At 31.1% G+C, this 18671-nt stretch carries 15 protein-coding genes and 1 pseudogene; 3 read left to right on the top strand and 13 right to left on the bottom strand.

Features of this window, described 5'->3' with window-relative positions:
* Window positions 1–80: 80 nt before the first annotated feature.
* The 4 genes from ACQH1W_RS01790 to ACQH1W_RS01775 all read right to left on the bottom strand — a co-directional run bounded on the left by ACQH1W_RS01790 (window position 81) and on the right by ACQH1W_RS01775 (window position 2353).
* Window positions 81–923, bottom strand: coding sequence for an aspartate/glutamate racemase family protein (locus tag ACQH1W_RS01790; RefSeq protein ID WP_375333155.1), 843 nt, complete (start codon window positions 921–923; stop codon window positions 81–83).
* An 8-nt stretch (window positions 924–931) separates the two neighbouring features.
* Window positions 932–1186, bottom strand: coding sequence for an MbtH family protein (locus ACQH1W_RS01785; RefSeq protein WP_425361107.1), 255 nt, complete (start codon window positions 1184–1186; stop codon window positions 932–934).
* Window positions 1187–1209: 23 nt separating this feature from the next.
* Window positions 1210–1563 carry a hypothetical protein gene (locus ACQH1W_RS01780; protein ID WP_375333156.1) on the bottom strand — a complete coding sequence of 118 codons (354 nt, stop codon included), beginning with the start codon at window positions 1561–1563 and terminating at the stop codon, window positions 1210–1212.
* 67 nt (window positions 1564–1630) lie between these two features.
* The gene (locus ACQH1W_RS01775; RefSeq protein ID WP_375333157.1) at window positions 1631–2353 is read right to left on the bottom strand and encodes a 4'-phosphopantetheinyl transferase family protein; all 723 of its coding nucleotides are present in this window, start codon (window positions 2351–2353) and stop codon (window positions 1631–1633) included.
* Between the two features lie 581 nt (window positions 2354–2934).
* On the opposite strand from ACQH1W_RS01775, the gene ACQH1W_RS01770 reads away from it, so the two are divergent.
* From ACQH1W_RS01770 to ACQH1W_RS01760, 3 genes are all read left to right on the top strand, one after another.
* Window positions 2935–5454, top strand: coding sequence for a LuxR C-terminal-related transcriptional regulator (locus ACQH1W_RS01770; protein WP_425361106.1), 2520 nt, complete (start codon window positions 2935–2937; stop codon window positions 5452–5454).
* A gap of 252 nt (window positions 5455–5706) precedes the next feature.
* Window positions 5707–6522, top strand: a complete 816-nt coding sequence (locus tag ACQH1W_RS01765) for a hypothetical protein (protein ID WP_375333159.1) — start codon at window positions 5707–5709, stop codon at window positions 6520–6522.
* 461 nt (window positions 6523–6983) lie between these two features.
* Window positions 6984–8561 carry a recombinase family protein gene (locus ACQH1W_RS01760; protein WP_425361105.1) on the top strand — a complete coding sequence of 526 codons (1578 nt, stop codon included), beginning with the start codon at window positions 6984–6986 and terminating at the stop codon, window positions 8559–8561.
* Here the strand turns inward: ACQH1W_RS01760 and ACQH1W_RS01755 are convergent.
* The 9 genes and pseudogenes from ACQH1W_RS01755 to ACQH1W_RS01715 all read right to left on the bottom strand — a co-directional run bounded on the left by ACQH1W_RS01755 (window position 8558) and on the right by ACQH1W_RS01715 (window position 18627).
* Window positions 8558–10408, bottom strand: a complete 1851-nt coding sequence (locus ACQH1W_RS01755) for an AAA family ATPase (RefSeq protein WP_375333161.1) — start codon at window positions 10406–10408, stop codon at window positions 8558–8560. The genes ACQH1W_RS01760 and ACQH1W_RS01755 overlap by 4 nt on opposite strands.
* 316 nt (window positions 10409–10724) lie before the next feature.
* Window positions 10725–11414: a tetratricopeptide repeat protein gene (locus ACQH1W_RS01750; protein ID WP_375332143.1), complete on the bottom strand. Its 690-nt coding sequence runs from the start codon at window positions 11412–11414 to the stop codon at window positions 10725–10727.
* A 4-nt stretch (window positions 11415–11418) separates the two neighbouring features.
* The gene (locus ACQH1W_RS01745) at window positions 11419–11937 is read right to left on the bottom strand and encodes an IS630 family transposase (protein WP_375333162.1); all 519 of its coding nucleotides are present in this window, start codon (window positions 11935–11937) and stop codon (window positions 11419–11421) included.
* A complete protein-coding gene (locus ACQH1W_RS01740) occupies window positions 11901–12206 on the bottom strand; it encodes an IS630 transposase-related protein (RefSeq protein ID WP_341762929.1) in 306 nt (101 codons plus the stop codon). Before ACQH1W_RS01740 ends, ACQH1W_RS01745 begins: the two co-directional genes overlap by 37 nt.
* A 375-nt stretch (window positions 12207–12581) precedes the next feature.
* Complete coding sequence (locus tag ACQH1W_RS01735) at window positions 12582–13142, bottom strand: hypothetical protein (RefSeq protein ID WP_375332140.1); 561 nt, start codon at window positions 13140–13142, stop codon at window positions 12582–12584.
* 389 nt (window positions 13143–13531) lie between these two features.
* The gene (locus ACQH1W_RS01730) at window positions 13532–14242 is read right to left on the bottom strand and encodes an IS6 family transposase (protein ID WP_375332139.1); all 711 of its coding nucleotides are present in this window, start codon (window positions 14240–14242) and stop codon (window positions 13532–13534) included.
* Window positions 14243–14452: 210 nt separating this feature from the next.
* Window positions 14453–15397, bottom strand: coding sequence for an IS256 family transposase (locus ACQH1W_RS01725; RefSeq protein ID WP_425361104.1), 945 nt, complete (start codon window positions 15395–15397; stop codon window positions 14453–14455).
* Between the two features lie 302 nt (window positions 15398–15699).
* A pseudogene (locus ACQH1W_RS01720) lies at window positions 15700–16652 on the bottom strand (integrase core domain-containing protein).
* 187 nt (window positions 16653–16839) lie between these two features.
* Complete coding sequence (locus tag ACQH1W_RS01715) at window positions 16840–18627, bottom strand: hypothetical protein (RefSeq protein WP_425361103.1); 1788 nt, start codon at window positions 18625–18627, stop codon at window positions 16840–16842.
* Between the last annotated feature and the right edge of the window lie 44 nt (window positions 18628–18671).

The raw sequence follows: 18671 nt of genomic DNA, 5'->3' as shown, positions 1-18671 counted from the left end.
TGTGTCATTATTACTTAAAGAAGCTCATTAATCATTTTTATCAGTGGCTTCTTTTAAACTACGTGGCGTCTCTTAACTGATCAAACCATTTTCTTATCAAAGCTAATAGCATAATCAACTGTGGAATTTGCCAAAATTTCCGTTGGGTCAACCAAAATACAATTGCCAGTATATTTCTTCCTATTTAAAGCTAAAGGTATTTCAGTACAACCCAAAATCACTGCTTCAATACCTTGTTGCTCGAAATATTTAATAGCACTTAACAGTAAGTCCTTTGGCAACTGCACAGCTACTGTTGATTTTATTTTTGATACACGCTGATAAATATCATGCAATTTGGCTTTACTAAAATCATTCAAAAGTTCTTTGTTATCAATAAATCCGGCCTTAATACCATAAATAGCTTGCACTATATTATTTTGATGAATTAAATCTAGAGTAACAACTTCAATTTTATATCTATCAAAGGCATTGTAATAAAGATTTGCTTGGATGGTGGCAGAGGTAGACAAAAGACCAATTTTTTTGATCTTAGTATAATGATTGTAGAAAAAACTTGCAGTTTCCTCAATCATATTAATAACTTTCATACTAGTAATTTTCTGTATATCATTAAAGTAAGCATGAGCTGTATTACAGGAAATAATTAATATATCTCCACCCATTTCTTCTAGTTTTTTAGCACTATTAATATAAGTTAAAAGCGGACTAGAGCCATTTGACAACAACGCCTCATCCCGATTAGGTATATCAGTATTATTATCAACAATTACTCGATAATGATCTTGGTCAAAACTAATATTCAATTTCTTTTTCATTGCACGCGATAACTTCATTTGTAAATCTATAGCTGCATCTGGTCCAGCACCTCCAATAAGTGCAATAATTGGTCTAGGTTTAACCAAGTTTTGTAACACTGCCATTTCCTATATTATTTCCGAAGTTTTCCCATTTGTTTTCTGAGGCTCAGGGGTCTCATGTCTGTCCAAACCTCATCTATATAAGCTAAACACTCATTTTTTGTACGCTCCTCTCCGATAGCCTTCCAGCCAGCTGGAATTGCCTTATAACTGGGCCATAATGAATACTGCTCTTCATGGTTTATTAATACTAAATACATTTCTTGATACTCATCCGCCGTCTGTATCTCATTGGCGACAGTTGTTATTTCTTTTGTTTTAGACATCCTTTCTTCCTCCTGTGGTAAAATTAATTCACTGTTGTTGACATGGAATTACCATCTTCATCTAAAGGATCTAAGTACCCAGTACCTTTTTTTGTAGATAAATCAACCTCGGCAATACAACGAACCTTTTGGTAATTAAGTTTACATGTTCCAATTACACGGATGATTCCTGCTCCTTTATCAAAATCTGCATTTTCAATGTCAGTTAAATCTAAATCAACATCAATTCCCAATTCTGTGCCTCCACTTGTCTCAGTAAAAGTTACAAAAACAAATTTCATTTCTATCAACCTTTCCTTCAGCTCTTCCATAGAGTCAGTTCTTGATTCAAAATCTATAGGCTGTTTGTTTAAAAGTCGTTCTACTAAATCATCCATTTTTTATCCTCTTCAGTTTCTTAGTTCAAACGTAGTAACATTTATATTATTTAAACTTATATGTTTTTCAATTATTAAAGTATTTTATGTGATTAGATTGTTCTAGTAGTGCTAAAGTCCCAATATATTGCTTAGGAATATGTTGTAAGTCTATCAAATAATAAGGCTCATAAGATGTACACTGATTGTTTACCAACTTTATCTTTTTATCCCCAACAAAAGTTATTTCTACACTATTTAAAGGTATAGAGAGTCCTACCCCTAAAGCTTTTAGATAGGCTTCTTTACCTGACCATAGTTTATAAAAAATTTCTCTTGTATTGAAACTAGCTAAGTCATGAAATAAATTAATTTCATTATTGGTAAATATGTCTGAAGTTATTAGCCAGTTAACATTGTCTTCTTTAGTTAATTCTATGTCGATACCCACTTCATTATACCTAGTAAATGCTAGAACTATAAAATCATGAGAATGCGAAACATTAAATGATAATCCTATTATGTTGTTTTTTAACTTAGGTTTGCCATATTCATTATATTTAAATTGTATATCGTTCACTGATATTCCGGTATAACCAGCTATTATGAACCTCAATAAACATCGTCTCTGAATAAACTTTATTTTATCTCTTGCAAAATAAAATTTTTCTGCCCGTTCTTTCTCATCTGTTGACAGGTAAGAATATTGTAAATCTAAATCTTGTGGATTTTCTAGTAGACAAGTACTCCAAATATGCACTTCATTTATTTTTAGAGACTCAGTATAGACCTTTTCATTGTAATTGCTCATTTTATTGGATCTCATTTAAGTTTTTCAATAGTCATTACTTCTATATAAATTTTGGTTCTATGTTATTATTCTTATCAATTATTCCTTACACGCTCCTTTTGGCTCATCAATAAAAATCCAACAATATTTTTAAATCCTAGTTTATAGGGTCAATTAAAATCTTAAATGATCTTAAAAAATAAATATTTTTTAATCTTATTGTATTCTTATGACAATAGGAGCATGCTCAATCACTACAAAGCACCAAACAAAGTGTTAAGCATTTATGTAATAACATAAACAAACTGTTGGTGCTGAACTATCAAAGTATAGTGTTTACAACTATCCTGTGTTTAAGTTAGCCGAGTTAGTAAGAGATATAGCCAACCTTCTTAATAGTGCAGTATTTCAAAACATTAAATTAGAAAATTATTATTATCAATGCTCAGAAAATCAGTAGGTACTGTACGTAAGTAAAAAATACTTAGAAATAATTTTAAAAATCTTTCTATTTATCTTTGCATTTAAAACAGATACCTATAATCTTAAATTAGAAATTTTTAACCTTGTAGGATAATAATAGTTAAAATAAATTAGATTTTATGGAAGACAAAGAGATACTGTGTCCACAAGAGATTTATAAAAAACATCTGATGATTATTAACGGTATAAGATTCACACCAAGGGAAATAGATATAATAGCATGCATTATGCATGGGAAAAATGCAAAAGGAATAGCTAATTTTCTATCAACTAAAGATAAATCGCTTGAAACCAAGACTATCGAAAGTCATATTCTTAATATTAAACGAAAAATAGCAGCAAATTCCCGAGAAGGAATTATAAGTTTTATAGAGAAATCTGATAAATACAAACTAATACACAGTTATTATTCGAGTTTATTAATTCAACAAGAATTCAATAAAATTCTACAGGAAATTTTAACATTAACAAAGTCTGATAAGTTGTCCTTTCTCATTGTTTTACCAAGGTTAGGAAAGGATAACTTAAACTTGCTGGTCAATAAATTATGTATTGATTTACGACTTATAGGTATAACAGTTTCTACAGAGTTTCAAGAGAATCATAATGCTACTCCTATAGTAGTATGCTTAAAACATAAGGATAACAGTGCTACAGGCATACAATTAAAACAATGCACAATCTATGTTCTAACTGCAAATGAAGCTAATGTACCTGACCAAGAGGGACATAATTCTATCATTGTAGATGATGATAAAGAGATATCTAAAGTGTTCTTCCTTTTAGCAAAAGAAGAACAGTGTATAAAAATATTATCTCAACAAACGAATCAAACTAATTTTGAATATATTAATCCCTCACAATACAAACAATATCATTTTCTGTTTCTTGAAATCATCACAAGACTTTTCCCTAATACAAATATCGAAAATATTATCCATAAGTTTAAGGAAAGGTATAGTAGTATAATAGAAAACTCTAGTTCAATTTACCCTATAACTCCTCCGGTAAATAAAGATATACAAGATAAAACAAAAAATATTTATATATTAGTAGTTATTATATTTGTTTTTATAATTTCTGGTAGTTGTTTCTTTATATTTAGACCAAATATTAATAAAATTATTAGTAGTCAAGGAGAAGAATCACTATCGCTTACAGCACAGAAGCCAATAATATCTACAAAAAACCTGACAACTTGGAATATACCTAGACAAGATCATATTTTTATCGGCAGAAAAAATTTATTGGATGATTTATATAGTAAATTACATCACCATCATACACCACAAACAATCAGTAGTTTAGCAATTAGTGCTTGTGCTGGGCTTGGGGGAATCGGCAAAACACAATTAGCCTTGCAATATATCACTCATACAAAATATCCTTATACGCTTAAAGTTTGGTTTCCTGCTGAAAATATTGATCATTTATATAACAAGTATGTCGAGTTTGCTAAATTATTAGGATATGCAGAAACTAATTACACAAGAGCAGGTATCATTGCTTATGTTAAACAATGGCTAGTTGACAATCCTGGATGGCTTTTAGTTTATGATAATGTCAACAACTACCGTGAAATTGAAGCATTTCTACCAAAATTTGGTGGATATGTTATTTTAACAACTCGTCAACGTCATTGGCCAACAAATCTTTCCATATTACCCATTGATGTCATGACCGAAGAAGAATCGATAAAAACTTTAAAGACCTTAATACAACGAGATATAACAAAAGAAGAAAGTAGCGTAAAAAAATTAGTAGAAATGTTAGGATACTTACCTTTAGCTTTGGTACAAGCAGGGGCTTATATTAAACAAAACAATATAACTATCCACCAATATCTAGAACTGTACAAAAGTCATGAAACGGAGTTATTAGTAGATAATACTTTTTTAGATGAAACAACCACCTATAATTATCCAGTAGCAATAACATGGAATATTAGTTTAGAAGCAATTGTTAGAGAGACTAAGATTAATAATGAACCACCAATAGCTATTGAACTTTTAACAGTTTGTGCTTACCTAGCACCTGATAAAATCTCTCGTAAACTATTACTCGCATGGCTTCAATCAGCTTATCCTAATTTATCATCGCCACAATTAACGTTAAACAAGCACATTGCTCTATTGTGGCAATATTCCATGATCAATTATAATGGTAATGATCATATTGCTATTCATCGCTTAGTGCAAACAGTGTTACGTCACCAACTCCAGCAAACCCTAGACAGTAAGAATAATATTTGTTCTACATTAAATTTAAGATGGTTTGAATCATTATTGCAGTTTTTTATAGATAATGAACATGAATTTAAACTTACTAATTCCTTCCAACAACTTATTGAAACTAACCAACAATTTAAAATTAAATTTAAGGATAATTATAATAAAAATCTTGCGTCAATGGATTTAATAACTTCTTCTGTCTATTTTCATCAAGAGAAATATCAAGAATTTCTAAAGATTCTTGATGAGGTCAATAGATATTTGCAGAAAACTGACGGTTTAGAAATGTTAAAATGTAAAATCTTATATTTATACTCAGCATATTTTTGTAAAATGGGTAATTATCAAAAGGCAGAAGAAAAAATAAATGCAGCAATTAACAGATCCGTTCTTTCAATACTTCCTTGATTTTAATAGCTAAATTAGGCACTGACTTAATAATAATTTTAGCCACTGTCTCCAGTTCAACACTACTAATAATAAATTTTATAAAAAATCACTAATAGTGAGAAAAACCGCTGTACTTCTCGGATTAATAAAGATATGTGTGAAGATGATACTACGTGGTGTTAAGCACCGAGGTTAGAAGCAACAATCATCAAATTTTTAAATCTAACCTCAGTGTCTATTTTTCAAACACAAAAAACAGGAGTTAATTTTATGACTAACGACGTTAAAGATCAACAACAAAATAATTTAACAAATGAAAAAATAAATAATATCACTAACATTGCGGCACAAATACTTAGAGAAGTTTTGCAGAGCAATAATATAACTTATATAGAATTTATCGAAGTTCGTATAGGTTTAGAAGGAATTGAAATAGTTGGCAAAGTGTTAGAACATAATAAGCTTATAACTGCAATACGTCTTTGCGATAACGATATTGGATTTAAGGAACTAAGTCTGCTTATCGAACTGTTAGAGCATAATCATAGTTTGATTAATATAGATATTGAATATAATAATATAGGTGTTCAGGGGCTAATTATACTAGCTGAATTTCTAGAAAATGATAAAACCATAAAGCAAATAAGTCTTAGAGGCAATGATATTGGCGATGAGGGAGCGGATATACTGGCAGGAGTTCTAACAAATAATGAAATTATAAAGCAAGTGGATATTGGTAGCAATAATATTAGTGATAAAGGAGCAATTATACTAGCAAGACTTCTAACAAATAATAACACTATAAAGAAAATATGTCTCAATAATAATATTATTGGTGATGTTGGGATTGTCCAGCTTGTTAAAGCTTTGGAAGCTAATAGAACCATCAGCCAAATAGACCTTAGCTATAACAATATTACTGATAATGGAGCAATAACACTAGTGGGACTTCTAGAGTCTAATAATAAAATTACAAGCAAAATAATAATAGAGTTCACAAATTTTGACAATGAAAATATTAATTATCAAGTAGAAGAGCTGTTAATTGAAACTCTAGAAAGCCACAACAAAAAACTGGGGGTATAATTTTAAAAATATTCATCTGTATCATATCTGATACAGAATATCAATAAGGTGATCGATGTAAACAGTGGCATTTGGTTAAGTTTTTAACTTATCTATTTTAAAGCAAACTCATAATAAATCAAAAAGACCCATATTTAGACTTAGAGCGTAATAATTCAAAAACTAGGTCTCCCTATCATAATGATACTAAAAAGCCGTGTAATAGCCTTAAAATAGTTAAATAGGGGTATCTATGATAAACCACTTCATAAAGTTACTCCTGCTACGAGTTAAAACAATTATTTTTACAATAACCAAAAATTATTAATGCTAAATAAATGTTACACTTGGCTCTAATACTGAAGGAGATGGGGTAATTTAATAATAATTCAACTTGACTTGTGCGGTGCTTGATATATCTCTGCTCTTTGAGTACATACTACTTTCTAATTAAAGCAAAATTTATTATCTAAGGAGAAAATATGACAGACAAAGCAACAAAATCAATAATTTTAGTTCGTGTTTCAACAAGGGAGCAAGAAGAAGGGTATTCAATTGAAGCTCAAAAATATAGATTAGTAGAATATTGCCAACGTAAAAATCTTGAAGTTATCGAAACTTTTGAAATTATCGAATCTTCCAGCAGAGGTGATCGCAAACAATTTAAAGAGATGATCAAATTTGCTAAAAGCCATAGAGAAACAATTGCTATAGTTGCTGATAAAGTAGATCGAGTACAAAGAAGAATCTCAGAAATTTCATTACTAGAAGAACCAATAAAAGCTGGTAAGATAGAATTACATTTTAGAACAGAAGGTTACATAATAGATAAAGATTCTCAGTCTCATGCAAAGCTAATGTGGGGAATGAACGTATTGATAGCACAATCTTACGTTGATAGTTTAAGTGATAACGTTAAAAGAAGCCTAGATCATAAATTGCGTAAAGGAGAGTGGATAGGGCCAGCCCCTCTTGGTTACCTAAATAGTCGAGATGAAAGAGGAAACAGTATAGTAATTCTCGATCCTGTAAGAGGTTCTATCATAAAAAAACTCTTTGAAGAATATGCAACAGGAATGTATACTCTTAATTATTTGACTGAAAAAGCTAAGGAGCTTGGTCTTAGAAGCAAAAACAATTGCTACGTCAATAAAACAGTAGTGCATCGAATGATCCAACAACCATTTTATTACGGTGAAATGAGAGTAAAAGGAGAGATGTGGTCACATGGTTACCAAGCAATTATAACAAAAGAGACTTTTATGGCATGTAAAGATGTACGTTTAGGGTGGAAGAAGAAGCCTTTTAAATATGGTGGTAAGGATTTTCTTTTTAGAGGATTAATAACCTGTGCAGTAACTGGTAAAGTTGTAACAGCTGAAACTCACAGCAAAACATATTCAGATGGCAAAGTGGACGAATGGACTTATTTAGGTACATGGGATCCAAAGAATCCAAACAAAAAGATTTATGTAAGAGAAGATGAGGTTTTAAAGCAGGTAGAAGAGGTTTTTAAAAGAATAGGTATAAGAGACCCAGAAATGCTAAAAGAGACTCTAGCCTATTTAAAAAACACAAATGAGCTAAAGAAAGATGAGCATGGGCAAGCAACAGCTGCTTTAAAGAAAGAACATACCGAAAATGAGAATAGATTAAATTCATTAATAGATTTGCGACTCAATGGAGAACTTAGTACAGAAGAATTTCAAAGAAAAAAACAACAATTAAAAGATCGCCAATATGAAATTGCTCGTTTAATTAAAGTTTATGAGGAAGCAGACGATAAATTTACTGATACCGCTACAACGCTAATAACTCTAGCATCTGAAGCCTATGAAACTTTTAAAGGTTCTGAAAGCCCTCAAAAACGCAAAATGATAAATTTCGTATTTCAGAACCTCAAACTAAGGGGCAAAAAACTTGAGACCTCCCTACGTTTCCCGTTCGATATTTTTGAAAAAACGACAACTTGTACCGAATGGCGGGGCGTAGTGGACAATTTCAGAACCACGATAGACGTAAAATTATTAGTTATTCAAACGCTTACAGTCTATTACTAAAGCTCTGTAACTTGGTATTGTAACTCCATATTCTTACCACAAAAAGCTATAGAAATTTTGAGTATTTGCTTAACATATTGATACTGCCTTATTTTTACATCATATTGTTTATCTATAATCTGGTTCAATCCTATTTTAGCTACTGAGGCTAAATCTTCTGTATTTTTAGCTATCTTATACTCAATAATAATTGCTTTATCTCCTTTACCAGCTTTTGGGATCATGATCACATCAGCTCTGCCACTTCCTGACTCCTGTTCACTTGCTATTATGTAACTAGGTGCTAACATATTAATTAAACCAAGCATAAAGCCGCTATAAAATAATTCTGCCTTTTTCTCTCCTGTTTGATGAAAACTAGTAGAATTTAGCAACAATTCTTGTAAACGCTCTTTAAATTCCTCTACTTTACCTGTTGGCAATAAACTAATAAACAAATAATATCTAGAGCTATCAATTTTTAATTGATCAGTAACCCATTGCAGCACTCTTGTTTCATAGATATATTTTAGTTCATAATTAGGGATAGATAGCTCATAGATATTTTTTTCTGATATTTTGGCAGTAGGATTTAAATAACCGCTGAACAGTAATAAACTGAGCAATCCTACTGGTTTATTGATATCAGCAAAACTTATTTGTTTGGTAATAGGTGAGATAATACTTTTTCCAGCAGCTAAGCTCTGTAAATCTTCTTGCATTTCGTCTGACAATAATGCTTTATCAACAAGACCTGTGCCTCCACTATCTAGCCAATAATAATCAAGCTTACCTTTGTGTGCTAAACATTGCATTAGTGACCACGGATTGTAAATGACCTCTCCACCAAATGTATAACCATTATACCAATCCTTAATTTGTTCAGTATTAGTGTCGAGCGGTACTTTTGTAAGCAAATCATCTACCTCTGCTTGAGTGAAGCCATAGAACTTAGAGAAATCATCATCAAGTAAAGTATATTCAGTAACATTATTCAAGTCTGAGAACAAGTTAGCTTTAGCAACCCGTAATATGCCAGTAATTACTCCTTTCTCTAAGTAGGGATTCGTTTTTAAACTGCTACCAAGTATTCCTCTAAATAGCTTAAGAATTTGGTCAAACTCTTTTGTTTTATGTCCAAGTTCTAAATATGCATTATTAATTGGTGTATCATATTCATCTATTAATATGTATACTCTTTGTTTAAAATGTTTATACAATATTTGACTTAAAAACTTCAGGCTATTTTTTAAATAGCTTATATTAATATCACCACTTAGATAATTTTTTAACTTTACTTTTTGCGAAATACTGAAAAATTTATTATCTTCTTGAATATATTGTTCTAAATAATTAAATCTTTCGTATAATTCTATTATTTGATCTATAATGCTACTAATAATTTCCTTATAATTACTCCCCTTCACTTCTTTAAAATTTATATATATTACTGGAAATTGGCCTTGACGCTTTATTATATTTTTATGAATGGATATTTTTAAAGGCTGTAGCTCTTTGGTTTCATCAAAGCCCAAATCTACTATGCCTCCAGTAAAGAGTTTATAATTTACTCTCTTTTCTTGAGCTAAAGGCTTACCTCTCTCACCTACTTCGATTTCTAAGAACCTCCTCATCATATCCATATTAAGACTTTTACCCCAACGTCTTGGTCGAGTGATTAGGATAACCTTACCGCTATCTTCTAATAATTCTTTGATCATTAGACTTTTATCAACAAATACATCACTATTAACTACTAAGTCATAGAATTCATCCGTACCTACTAGCATTTTAGGCAGCTTATTACTCTCCTTAACAGTGTCAGCCTCCTTGAGATGTGTGTTAGTGTTTGAAAGTTCAACTATCATATTATTCAATTATATTTATATTCTGATACCAAAGTTTTTAGTTAAATTTTAATAAATTATTTTACCGATTAAGTTTTAATAAAATGTGGTAATATGCTGTTTCGATAAAAATATGATATAGTATAGATAAGTTTGATTCAATATAGAATTACATCTCGTGACAACATCGCCTAATTATCATAATTGTGTCCATTTAAAAAAATATTGGATAACTAATTAAGGTCTTTTTCTAAACTAGGGTTTTAACAAATATTAATTAAAAACCCCAACAAACTTGGTAAAATGTATATTTGCAGCAAAACTGCTTTGCAATCTTTTAGCAATACAAATCATATTCTGAACCTGAGTCGCCAAGTAATTTGCTGGTAAATGCTGCATCTACTAGGTCATAATTGTAAAAATCATGCTCATCTGCTCTAGTGATAAAATCCTGCCCCTGAGCAGCAACATTAGCCATAATATTACCAATTTTCTTAAGAGCTGCAGCCTTAAAATCTTCATCCGAACTTAGGCTAAATGCATGGTGATAATATTTTTTAGCTTGCTCAAATAACCCTACAGACTCAAAATACTCAGCTTGCTTTAGCTTTATATCGGGATTGTCTTGATCTTGTTTTAGCCATGCTTTAAAACATGTTTCTATCCTAAATTCATTATTAACTACTTTATAGCAATCAATTGCTTTAGCATATTCACCTTTGTTAAAAAATAGCTGACCAAGTTTCTCATATATTTTTGGTAGATGACTATTCACCTCTATAGCTTTTACATAGTAAGCCAATGCTCCATTTTCACTATTCTGCTCAGCGAGACTAGCTAAGCAACTATAGGCTATAGCCTTAAGATTCTTGCAGGCAGGAGAGTCCGGATAATTTTCTAGATACTTTATAGCTTTATGATAATAAACTTGGTCAGGTTTATCCTCATCAACATGCAACCTACTAACTTGGCACTCAAGATTTTCTGCTACCTTAGTATGGCAAGCCGTTATTATAGTAAAATACATTGAATTAGGTGGCAAGGAACATAGAAATAGCTTCGAATAATTTACTAGTTTCTGTTATCTTATTTTTAATCCATTTTTTCATATTAGCCCAAAATTTTTCTATTGGATTTAAGTCTGGTGAATATGGTGGCAAAAAAATAATCTTACAACCTACTGATTCTATTAATTCTTTCGTCTTCTTTGATTTATGGAAACTAGCATTATCCACTACTACAACCTGTCCTGCTTTCAACTCTTTAATTAAAAACTTTTCAACCCAATTATTAAATAGTTCTGTATTACAAGTTCCATTAAACACAAAAGGTGCTATCGGCTTATTATTTACCAAACCAGCTATGATATTAGTTCTTTGATAATGTTTGCCACTTTTTTGTCCAACCAACAATTCTCCTATCTTACCCCAACCTCTATCTTGGCAAATAGTCCTATCTATACCACTCTCATCAAGATATACCATTTGCTCTTTGTCATATTTACTGACCTTTTCTAAATATTCAGATCGTTTTTCTGCACTTGCTTCCAAATAGCTGAAGGTTTTTTTTTATAACTATAGCCTAACTTCTTTAATATTCTTCCAACTTGAGTGCCTGTAATCCCAAATTTCTTACCAATATCTTTTAGCGTAATATTTGAATTATTTTTGACAAAATCTTCTAATTGTTGCTTGTCAACTTTACTTTTAAATCCTAATCTCGCTTTTGCTAATATTGTTCCTTCTTTTTTCTTCCTTACCTTCCAACGACTAATTGTATTCTTGTGTATATCAAATATCTTATACTGATTATCTTTCAAAATAGAATTAATAATTTAATTCCAACTAATGATAGACCTAATACTAAATTATACCATGATACCATGTTAATTCTATTTTGAAAGATAATCAGTATTAGCAGCAGATATTTGACTATTACCTTTTTCTATATAATTTATTACTTTTTCTCTTAAATCTTAACTATATGGGCTTGTTGACATTTTTTCTCTTATTTATATCATATAAACTCACCTAATTCAATGTGTTTCACTATAACTAGAATGCCAATTAAGAGCTAAATTTTTGAGATAGCAAAAAAAAAAGCCGAGGATAATTTTCCAAATACATGAACCATTAGTCCATTATACGACCTAACTTTACTGGCGATTTGGATTTTCGTTTTTTCTTCAAGCCAGTTAAAAAGCGACTCTATTGACTGGTAATATATATTCATATGCTTTTAAGTCAGCCATACCCGCTTCTGTTAATCCAACATAACTTGGAACAGGTAGAGATCCTTGCTTATAGCCAGCTAAAATATGCAACTTAACACCATAATAATGTAGTTTTTTAGTTACACAATAACCATTAGCCGTGGCAATTTCTAGAGCTACTTTTGCATTAAATCTTCTCCCACGATGTGCTAAAATTACCGGCATAGAATCGATCAATTGCCATGTTTTTTGACTTTCATGTACTGGAATTTGTTCATGCAAAATCTCAGTAATTGCAATAAAGCTATCTGCCAATTTATTCAACCTTTGAACAAAGGCTGTATAGCTTGGTAACTTGGGAAACCAGTTCTGCAAATGACGATTAGTATAATCATATATATCCTTAATTTTATAATTTTTGCTCATAATTCCAAACATATAAATTGTTATAATTTCTTCATCTGAAAATGCTAAATTTGCATAATTTGACATTCTACAACAATATCCTGTTAATTTTTGCTGATATATTTTGCTAATTTCCATATAAAGTTGATATTAATTCTTCTTGCCAATCCATAATTTATACTCTTATTTTCCAAAAATACAGTATCTATATATTATAGATTGGCTTTAATCAATTTCTTTCTACTATCACTACTTCATTATTGCCTGTTTTTGCTCTTAATTGGCATTAGAGTAGCATTATACACCTTTTTTATTGTGCACTAATAGCAATTAGCAAAATTTTTGCTAATTATACTATTTTTTCTTAATATTGAAAATCAAGCCTTAACTTTTGCACTCTAGTCAAAATTAATTTATATGTCCTTCTGCACCTAATAGAGATGGTTCAAAGGTTTCATCTGTACTATAGTTATCGGCACCGTCAAGTTAAGTAAAGTAGGTTTTAAAAGTTCTATTTTTTTTGAATTTTAGGCAGCAAGAATGGTTTGAGTAGCTTCATCCCAGATTGATTTAGCAACTGCAAATGAGTTTCTCTTGTGACTAGCATTTTTAGTATATCTTCCTACATCTACAGCAAATATATTTCTGACTTTACCCATTAATGATAAGGTGCTTTGTACTGAGTTCGGATGTTTAAATTTAATCAATATCTTTTCCTTTCGACGCGTTGGTTGATGAGCGTTTTCAACTCGATTATTTAATCCCTTGTGAGAACGATGATCTGTCTTAGGACACATATGTTTAATTGGCTTAATATAGCTTTTTAGCTTATCAGTTATAATAACTCTTGGAATAGGATAATTGCCTAACAATCTTGTTAGAAAACGAATAGCCGATTTCTTATCACAACGCCTTTGTAATAATACTTCCAACTCGTGACTTTCAAAATCGATAGCTCTCCATAATATAAACACCTCTCCATTAATCTTAACATTCATTTCATCTAAATGCCATTTATCATCAGGCTTACATTCTCTCTTTCTGATTATATTTTGAAAGTTTGATGCAAACTTATAACACCAAAATCTTACTGTCTTATGGTTTAGAATAATGCCTCGATAAGCCATTTGTTCTTGAATATCACGGTAACTATTGTTAAATCTATGATATAGCCATACTGCATGACTGATAATACTGACTGGAAAACGATGCCTCTTGGGAGCTTTGTCTATATACATAAAACTGCACTATAGTTTAATTTTGTAAAGCTATTTTATAAATCTCTATCTCTCTTTTTGCAATCCTTAATTTAATTCCCTTTAACTTGACGATGCCGTGACGATATATAAGTATTTTCAAAATATTTGCAAAAATCACCTAAACTGGGTATGTCCGAAGTGTGTAAGTAAGTTATCAATCATTGAATAAAATAGCGAGCTGATTGAGTGCTAATTTCCAATCTCTGATGGCATGGACCATTTTTTTGCGGCATTTTGTAGAGCTAAAAAAACTAGCTTAAAAACAGCTTCGTCATTAGGGAAAGCCCCTTTAGTTTTAATAATTCCCCTAATTTGACGATTTATGGATTCAATGGTATTCGTCGTATAGATAGCCTTTCTAATATAGTCAGGGAAGGCTAAAAATGGAATAATCTGCTGCCAATTTCTTGCCCAAGAACCAGCAATTGTTGGATATTTATGATCCCATTTTTCTTTAAAAGACGCTAAAGCCAATTCTGCTGTTTTATCATTACTACTAATATAAATCGCTTTTAAATCTGCTGCAACCAATTTACGATCTTTCCATGATACATAATTTAAACTATTTCTTACCGTATGTACTATGCATAACTGTACTATAGTCTTTGGAAACACTGAATTAATCGCTTCAGGAAAGCCTTTTAATCCATCAACACATGCTATATAAATAGACTCAATACCTCTATTTTTCAACTCCGTTACAACCGATAACCAAAGCTTAGCTCCCTCATTCTTGGCTACCCATATCCCTAACACTTCCTTTATCCCATCCATATTAACTCCTATAACTAAATATAGTGACTTGTTGATGATTTGGTTGTTTTCCTTAACTTTTACAATCAAACAATCTAAATATAATATCGGATATACTTTATCTAATGCTCTATTCTGCCATATTGTTACTTCTTCTATTACCTTATCCGTTACATTTGAGATAAACTCAGGCGATACTTCAATACCATATATCTCTTCTATATGCTCCTGTATTTGATGCATACTCATCCCTCGTACATACATCGCTATTATTTTATCATCAAAGCCCTGTAACCTTGTCTGACCTTTCTTTATTATCTGCGGGGAAAAACTTGATTCACGATCTCTTGGTGTATTCATTACAACTTGACCGTTATCCATCGTAACTACCTGCTGCTTACTCCATTCCAGCTATTGACGTTTATTGTCTTTTGATGTTTCCTATAGCCTAAATGATTCTCTAGCTCTCCTTCTAATGCTTGCTCTATCACTGCTTTCCTGAGATCTGCAAAAACTCCGCAAATTGTTCAGGTGATTCGTAATGCTGCATTATATCTGTTAATGTCTCTTTTTTTAAGTTTAATTTCCTTGTCATTTCTTTGCCTTATGTAAGTTTTTTAAATTTTAGATAAGTTGCAAATTAATAATTTTGCAACTTCTTTTTTTAAAAGCTTACACACTCTTCAGGACATACTCTGATTGTCAGATAATTTTTTATGGCACATGAATTGATTAGATTTTTCAAGAACAATGTGTTTAGAATCTAAAAAAGTTTGCATAGGAGTTTTCCCATAGCAATACTTACCTGAATGTGATCTATATCTGTTGTACTGAAATAACCATTCATCTACATCTCTTTGTAATTCGCCTGTAGAGTTATAAATCTTTTTCCTAAAAGCAGTATCATAAATTCTGTTTTCATAGTTTTATGAAACCTCTCGCAAATGCCATTAGTTTGAGGTGAGTTTGCTTTAGTTTTGGTATGCTCGATTCCTTCTACACTGAGATATAATTCATAGGCATGATTCCACAATATTCAGTGCTTCATTATGTTCTGCAAAGAAAGGTATAACAGATCGTTCAATATTTCCGCACTAGTAATAGGGGTTTTATCAGTGTAAAGCTTAGCCTCTGCCACACGTGAATATATATCAATAACTGTTTGTTGATACATCTTGCCAACTCCCTTAATAGTCCCTACATATTGCCCAAGATACATATTATGTATCTTGGGCAATATGATACCCTAGATGTTCTGTAGTTATCTTTCCTAAAGCTTCTAGCCTCTTTTTAATCATTCCTTAGCAAATCGATCTCACTCCTCTAGGCGAAACACAACAATCCCTTGTTTTTTAAGCTCATTGAAAACTCTTAATTATCCCCAAGCTGGCTCTTGTACTGCATTATCTATCACTGCTTGTTCAATATATGCTTCTACTCTATTCGCTAATATTGGCTTCTTTCGACTAATTTCTTGTAATGCTTCTCCTCCTCCTTTCTCATATAATTCTTTAAATCGATAATAGCTATCTCTGCTATATCCCATCGCTTTGCACGCCGCAGATATACTTCCTATTTGTTTCGCAAGCACTAACAAGCCTAATTTCGGCTTTATTATTTTTTGTTGTAAATTCATTCTTACTCTCCTTGATACAATTAATATCATTAATTAGTGATTTTTCCTCGAGATTAGATTGCTTGCTCGCTAGCACTATTTACACGCACTCACTCGCAAGCTCATCTCTTCTCAATCATACCTCTTGCAAGATTAAATCTCAACTAGTTCACATAATCAGACTTTAATCCCCGTGCATTAAAATGATCTAAGACATTACACCTATTTCTTCTACACCCAAAAGTTGTACAAACATATCTATGAGATTAGATTCTATGTGTTTTTGTTCATATGAATCTAATTCAGGCCCTACCTTTTCTGTATCTGCACTTGATGCCTTTAGATCACTATAGTCCTGATCTTCATAAAAATCTCTTGGTTCTGCTGATGCTTTAAGTTCTATTATTAAGTCTAGTTTATCTAAATGAGGTAGCTTTATTCCATACCAATCATTTATTAGATCATGGAAAACTTTAGCCTTAACTTTTTGTACTTTGCTGACTTCAGATTTGATCTTTGATTCATTTTGATTCCATTGAATCTTGCCTTCTTCAAATTCATTATTTCCTGATCTTATTGGAATTGGTAGCTTATCCATAATTTTACCTCTTCCTCTACCAATACTTATATTAAGATCTTTAAAACGGTTACTCAAAGTTCCTATACTGTCATTGCCTCCTAAATCCTCAACTGCTGCGTCTATGTCACTTTGTAGCTTCCATTTTAACCAATCTTGCAGGATTTTACCATCTCTATTTGCTAAATCTCTTGCTTTAGATGGTTCAAATTTTGCTCTGCAATCATATTCTGATGTTTTTTTTACTTCTGTTTTATCTCTCATCTCTTTATCAATTGTAGTTGAAGCTGATACAGCACCTTGCATAACCATAGGCATTTTGTCTAAAATGTCTCCTATCTTATACATATTTGCATCTACCAAATCAAAAAACATAGCATTAGTTAAAAGCGTAGCAGCATTTCTTTTTACTTCAACTCCAAACATTAACTTGACTAATGTTTGGAGTTGATTTGTTAATTCATCTCTTAACTCGTTATTAAGTATAACATCCCCATATTCTTTCCCTCTTAGAGATGATTTAAAAAATTTCGATAACTTGCTTTTATCTATGTATCTTTCATCGATAAATCTTTGTAATCTTTTTTGAATAGCATCATAAGCACCCTCGTCTGTCATATAATCTGAGAAAGCACCCAATGTATGAATTTCTAAGGTTTCATCTTTTTGCGTGGTTTTCTTGCTAATAGAACTACCAGTAATGTGCTTTTTTGTACCAAATTTATAATCATATACACAGTTTATTCCTAAAAGTTTGTCTAGTTTTTTAATAGCTTTTATTTGTGCTAGAAATAAACCAGCATCATTTTTTTGTGTTTCTGTGAACGTAGGCTCTATGGTTTGTCTTTGGTTTTGCGCATATAACTCTATTTTTTTATTTAGTTTATATATGTCGTTAATTTTATCCTTTACTTCATGTTTTATATAAAAATTTGCCTTATTTCCACTTTTATTTAAATTTTTATAATGTGGATCTTGACCACAACTTTCTTCTATTTTTTGTTGATTAATTTTAAAAAAATCACTAGCTTTTCTTGATAATATTTCGCCATGAGCTTCATAATCACTAACAATTATGTTATAAGAAGACCCGATAAGTTTACCTAGTTTTTCAAGACTATCCTTTTCTTGTTGTGTTAATTGTGAAATAAATAATTTCTGTTTAATTACTTTATATTCACCCCTAACTTTTTGACTTTGAAGAATTTGTTGACCCATCTCTTTTAACACACAAGAATTACCATAATTGAAGTCTTGATACTTAGAACTATTATATTGATACTCAAAGTCTCTATATTTATTGAGTTTCTCAATTAGATCTTTTCTTCTAGATTTCAATCCTTTTGGAGGTAATTCTGCTGGATCTTCTTCATAATCTTCTCCATCTGTGCTATCACCTGCATAACCAATTGTTCTCATAATTATTCTCCTTAAATTTATATTTTAAAAATATATTAATAAAA

It is taken from the genome of Candidatus Tisiphia endosymbiont of Stenodema calcarata (genome assembly GCF_964030695.1).
Taxonomy (GTDB): domain Bacteria; phylum Pseudomonadota; class Alphaproteobacteria; order Rickettsiales; family Rickettsiaceae; genus Tisiphia.
The sequence above is the reverse complement of the archived record's forward strand: the minus strand, read 5'-3'. Positions and strand labels throughout refer to the sequence as shown.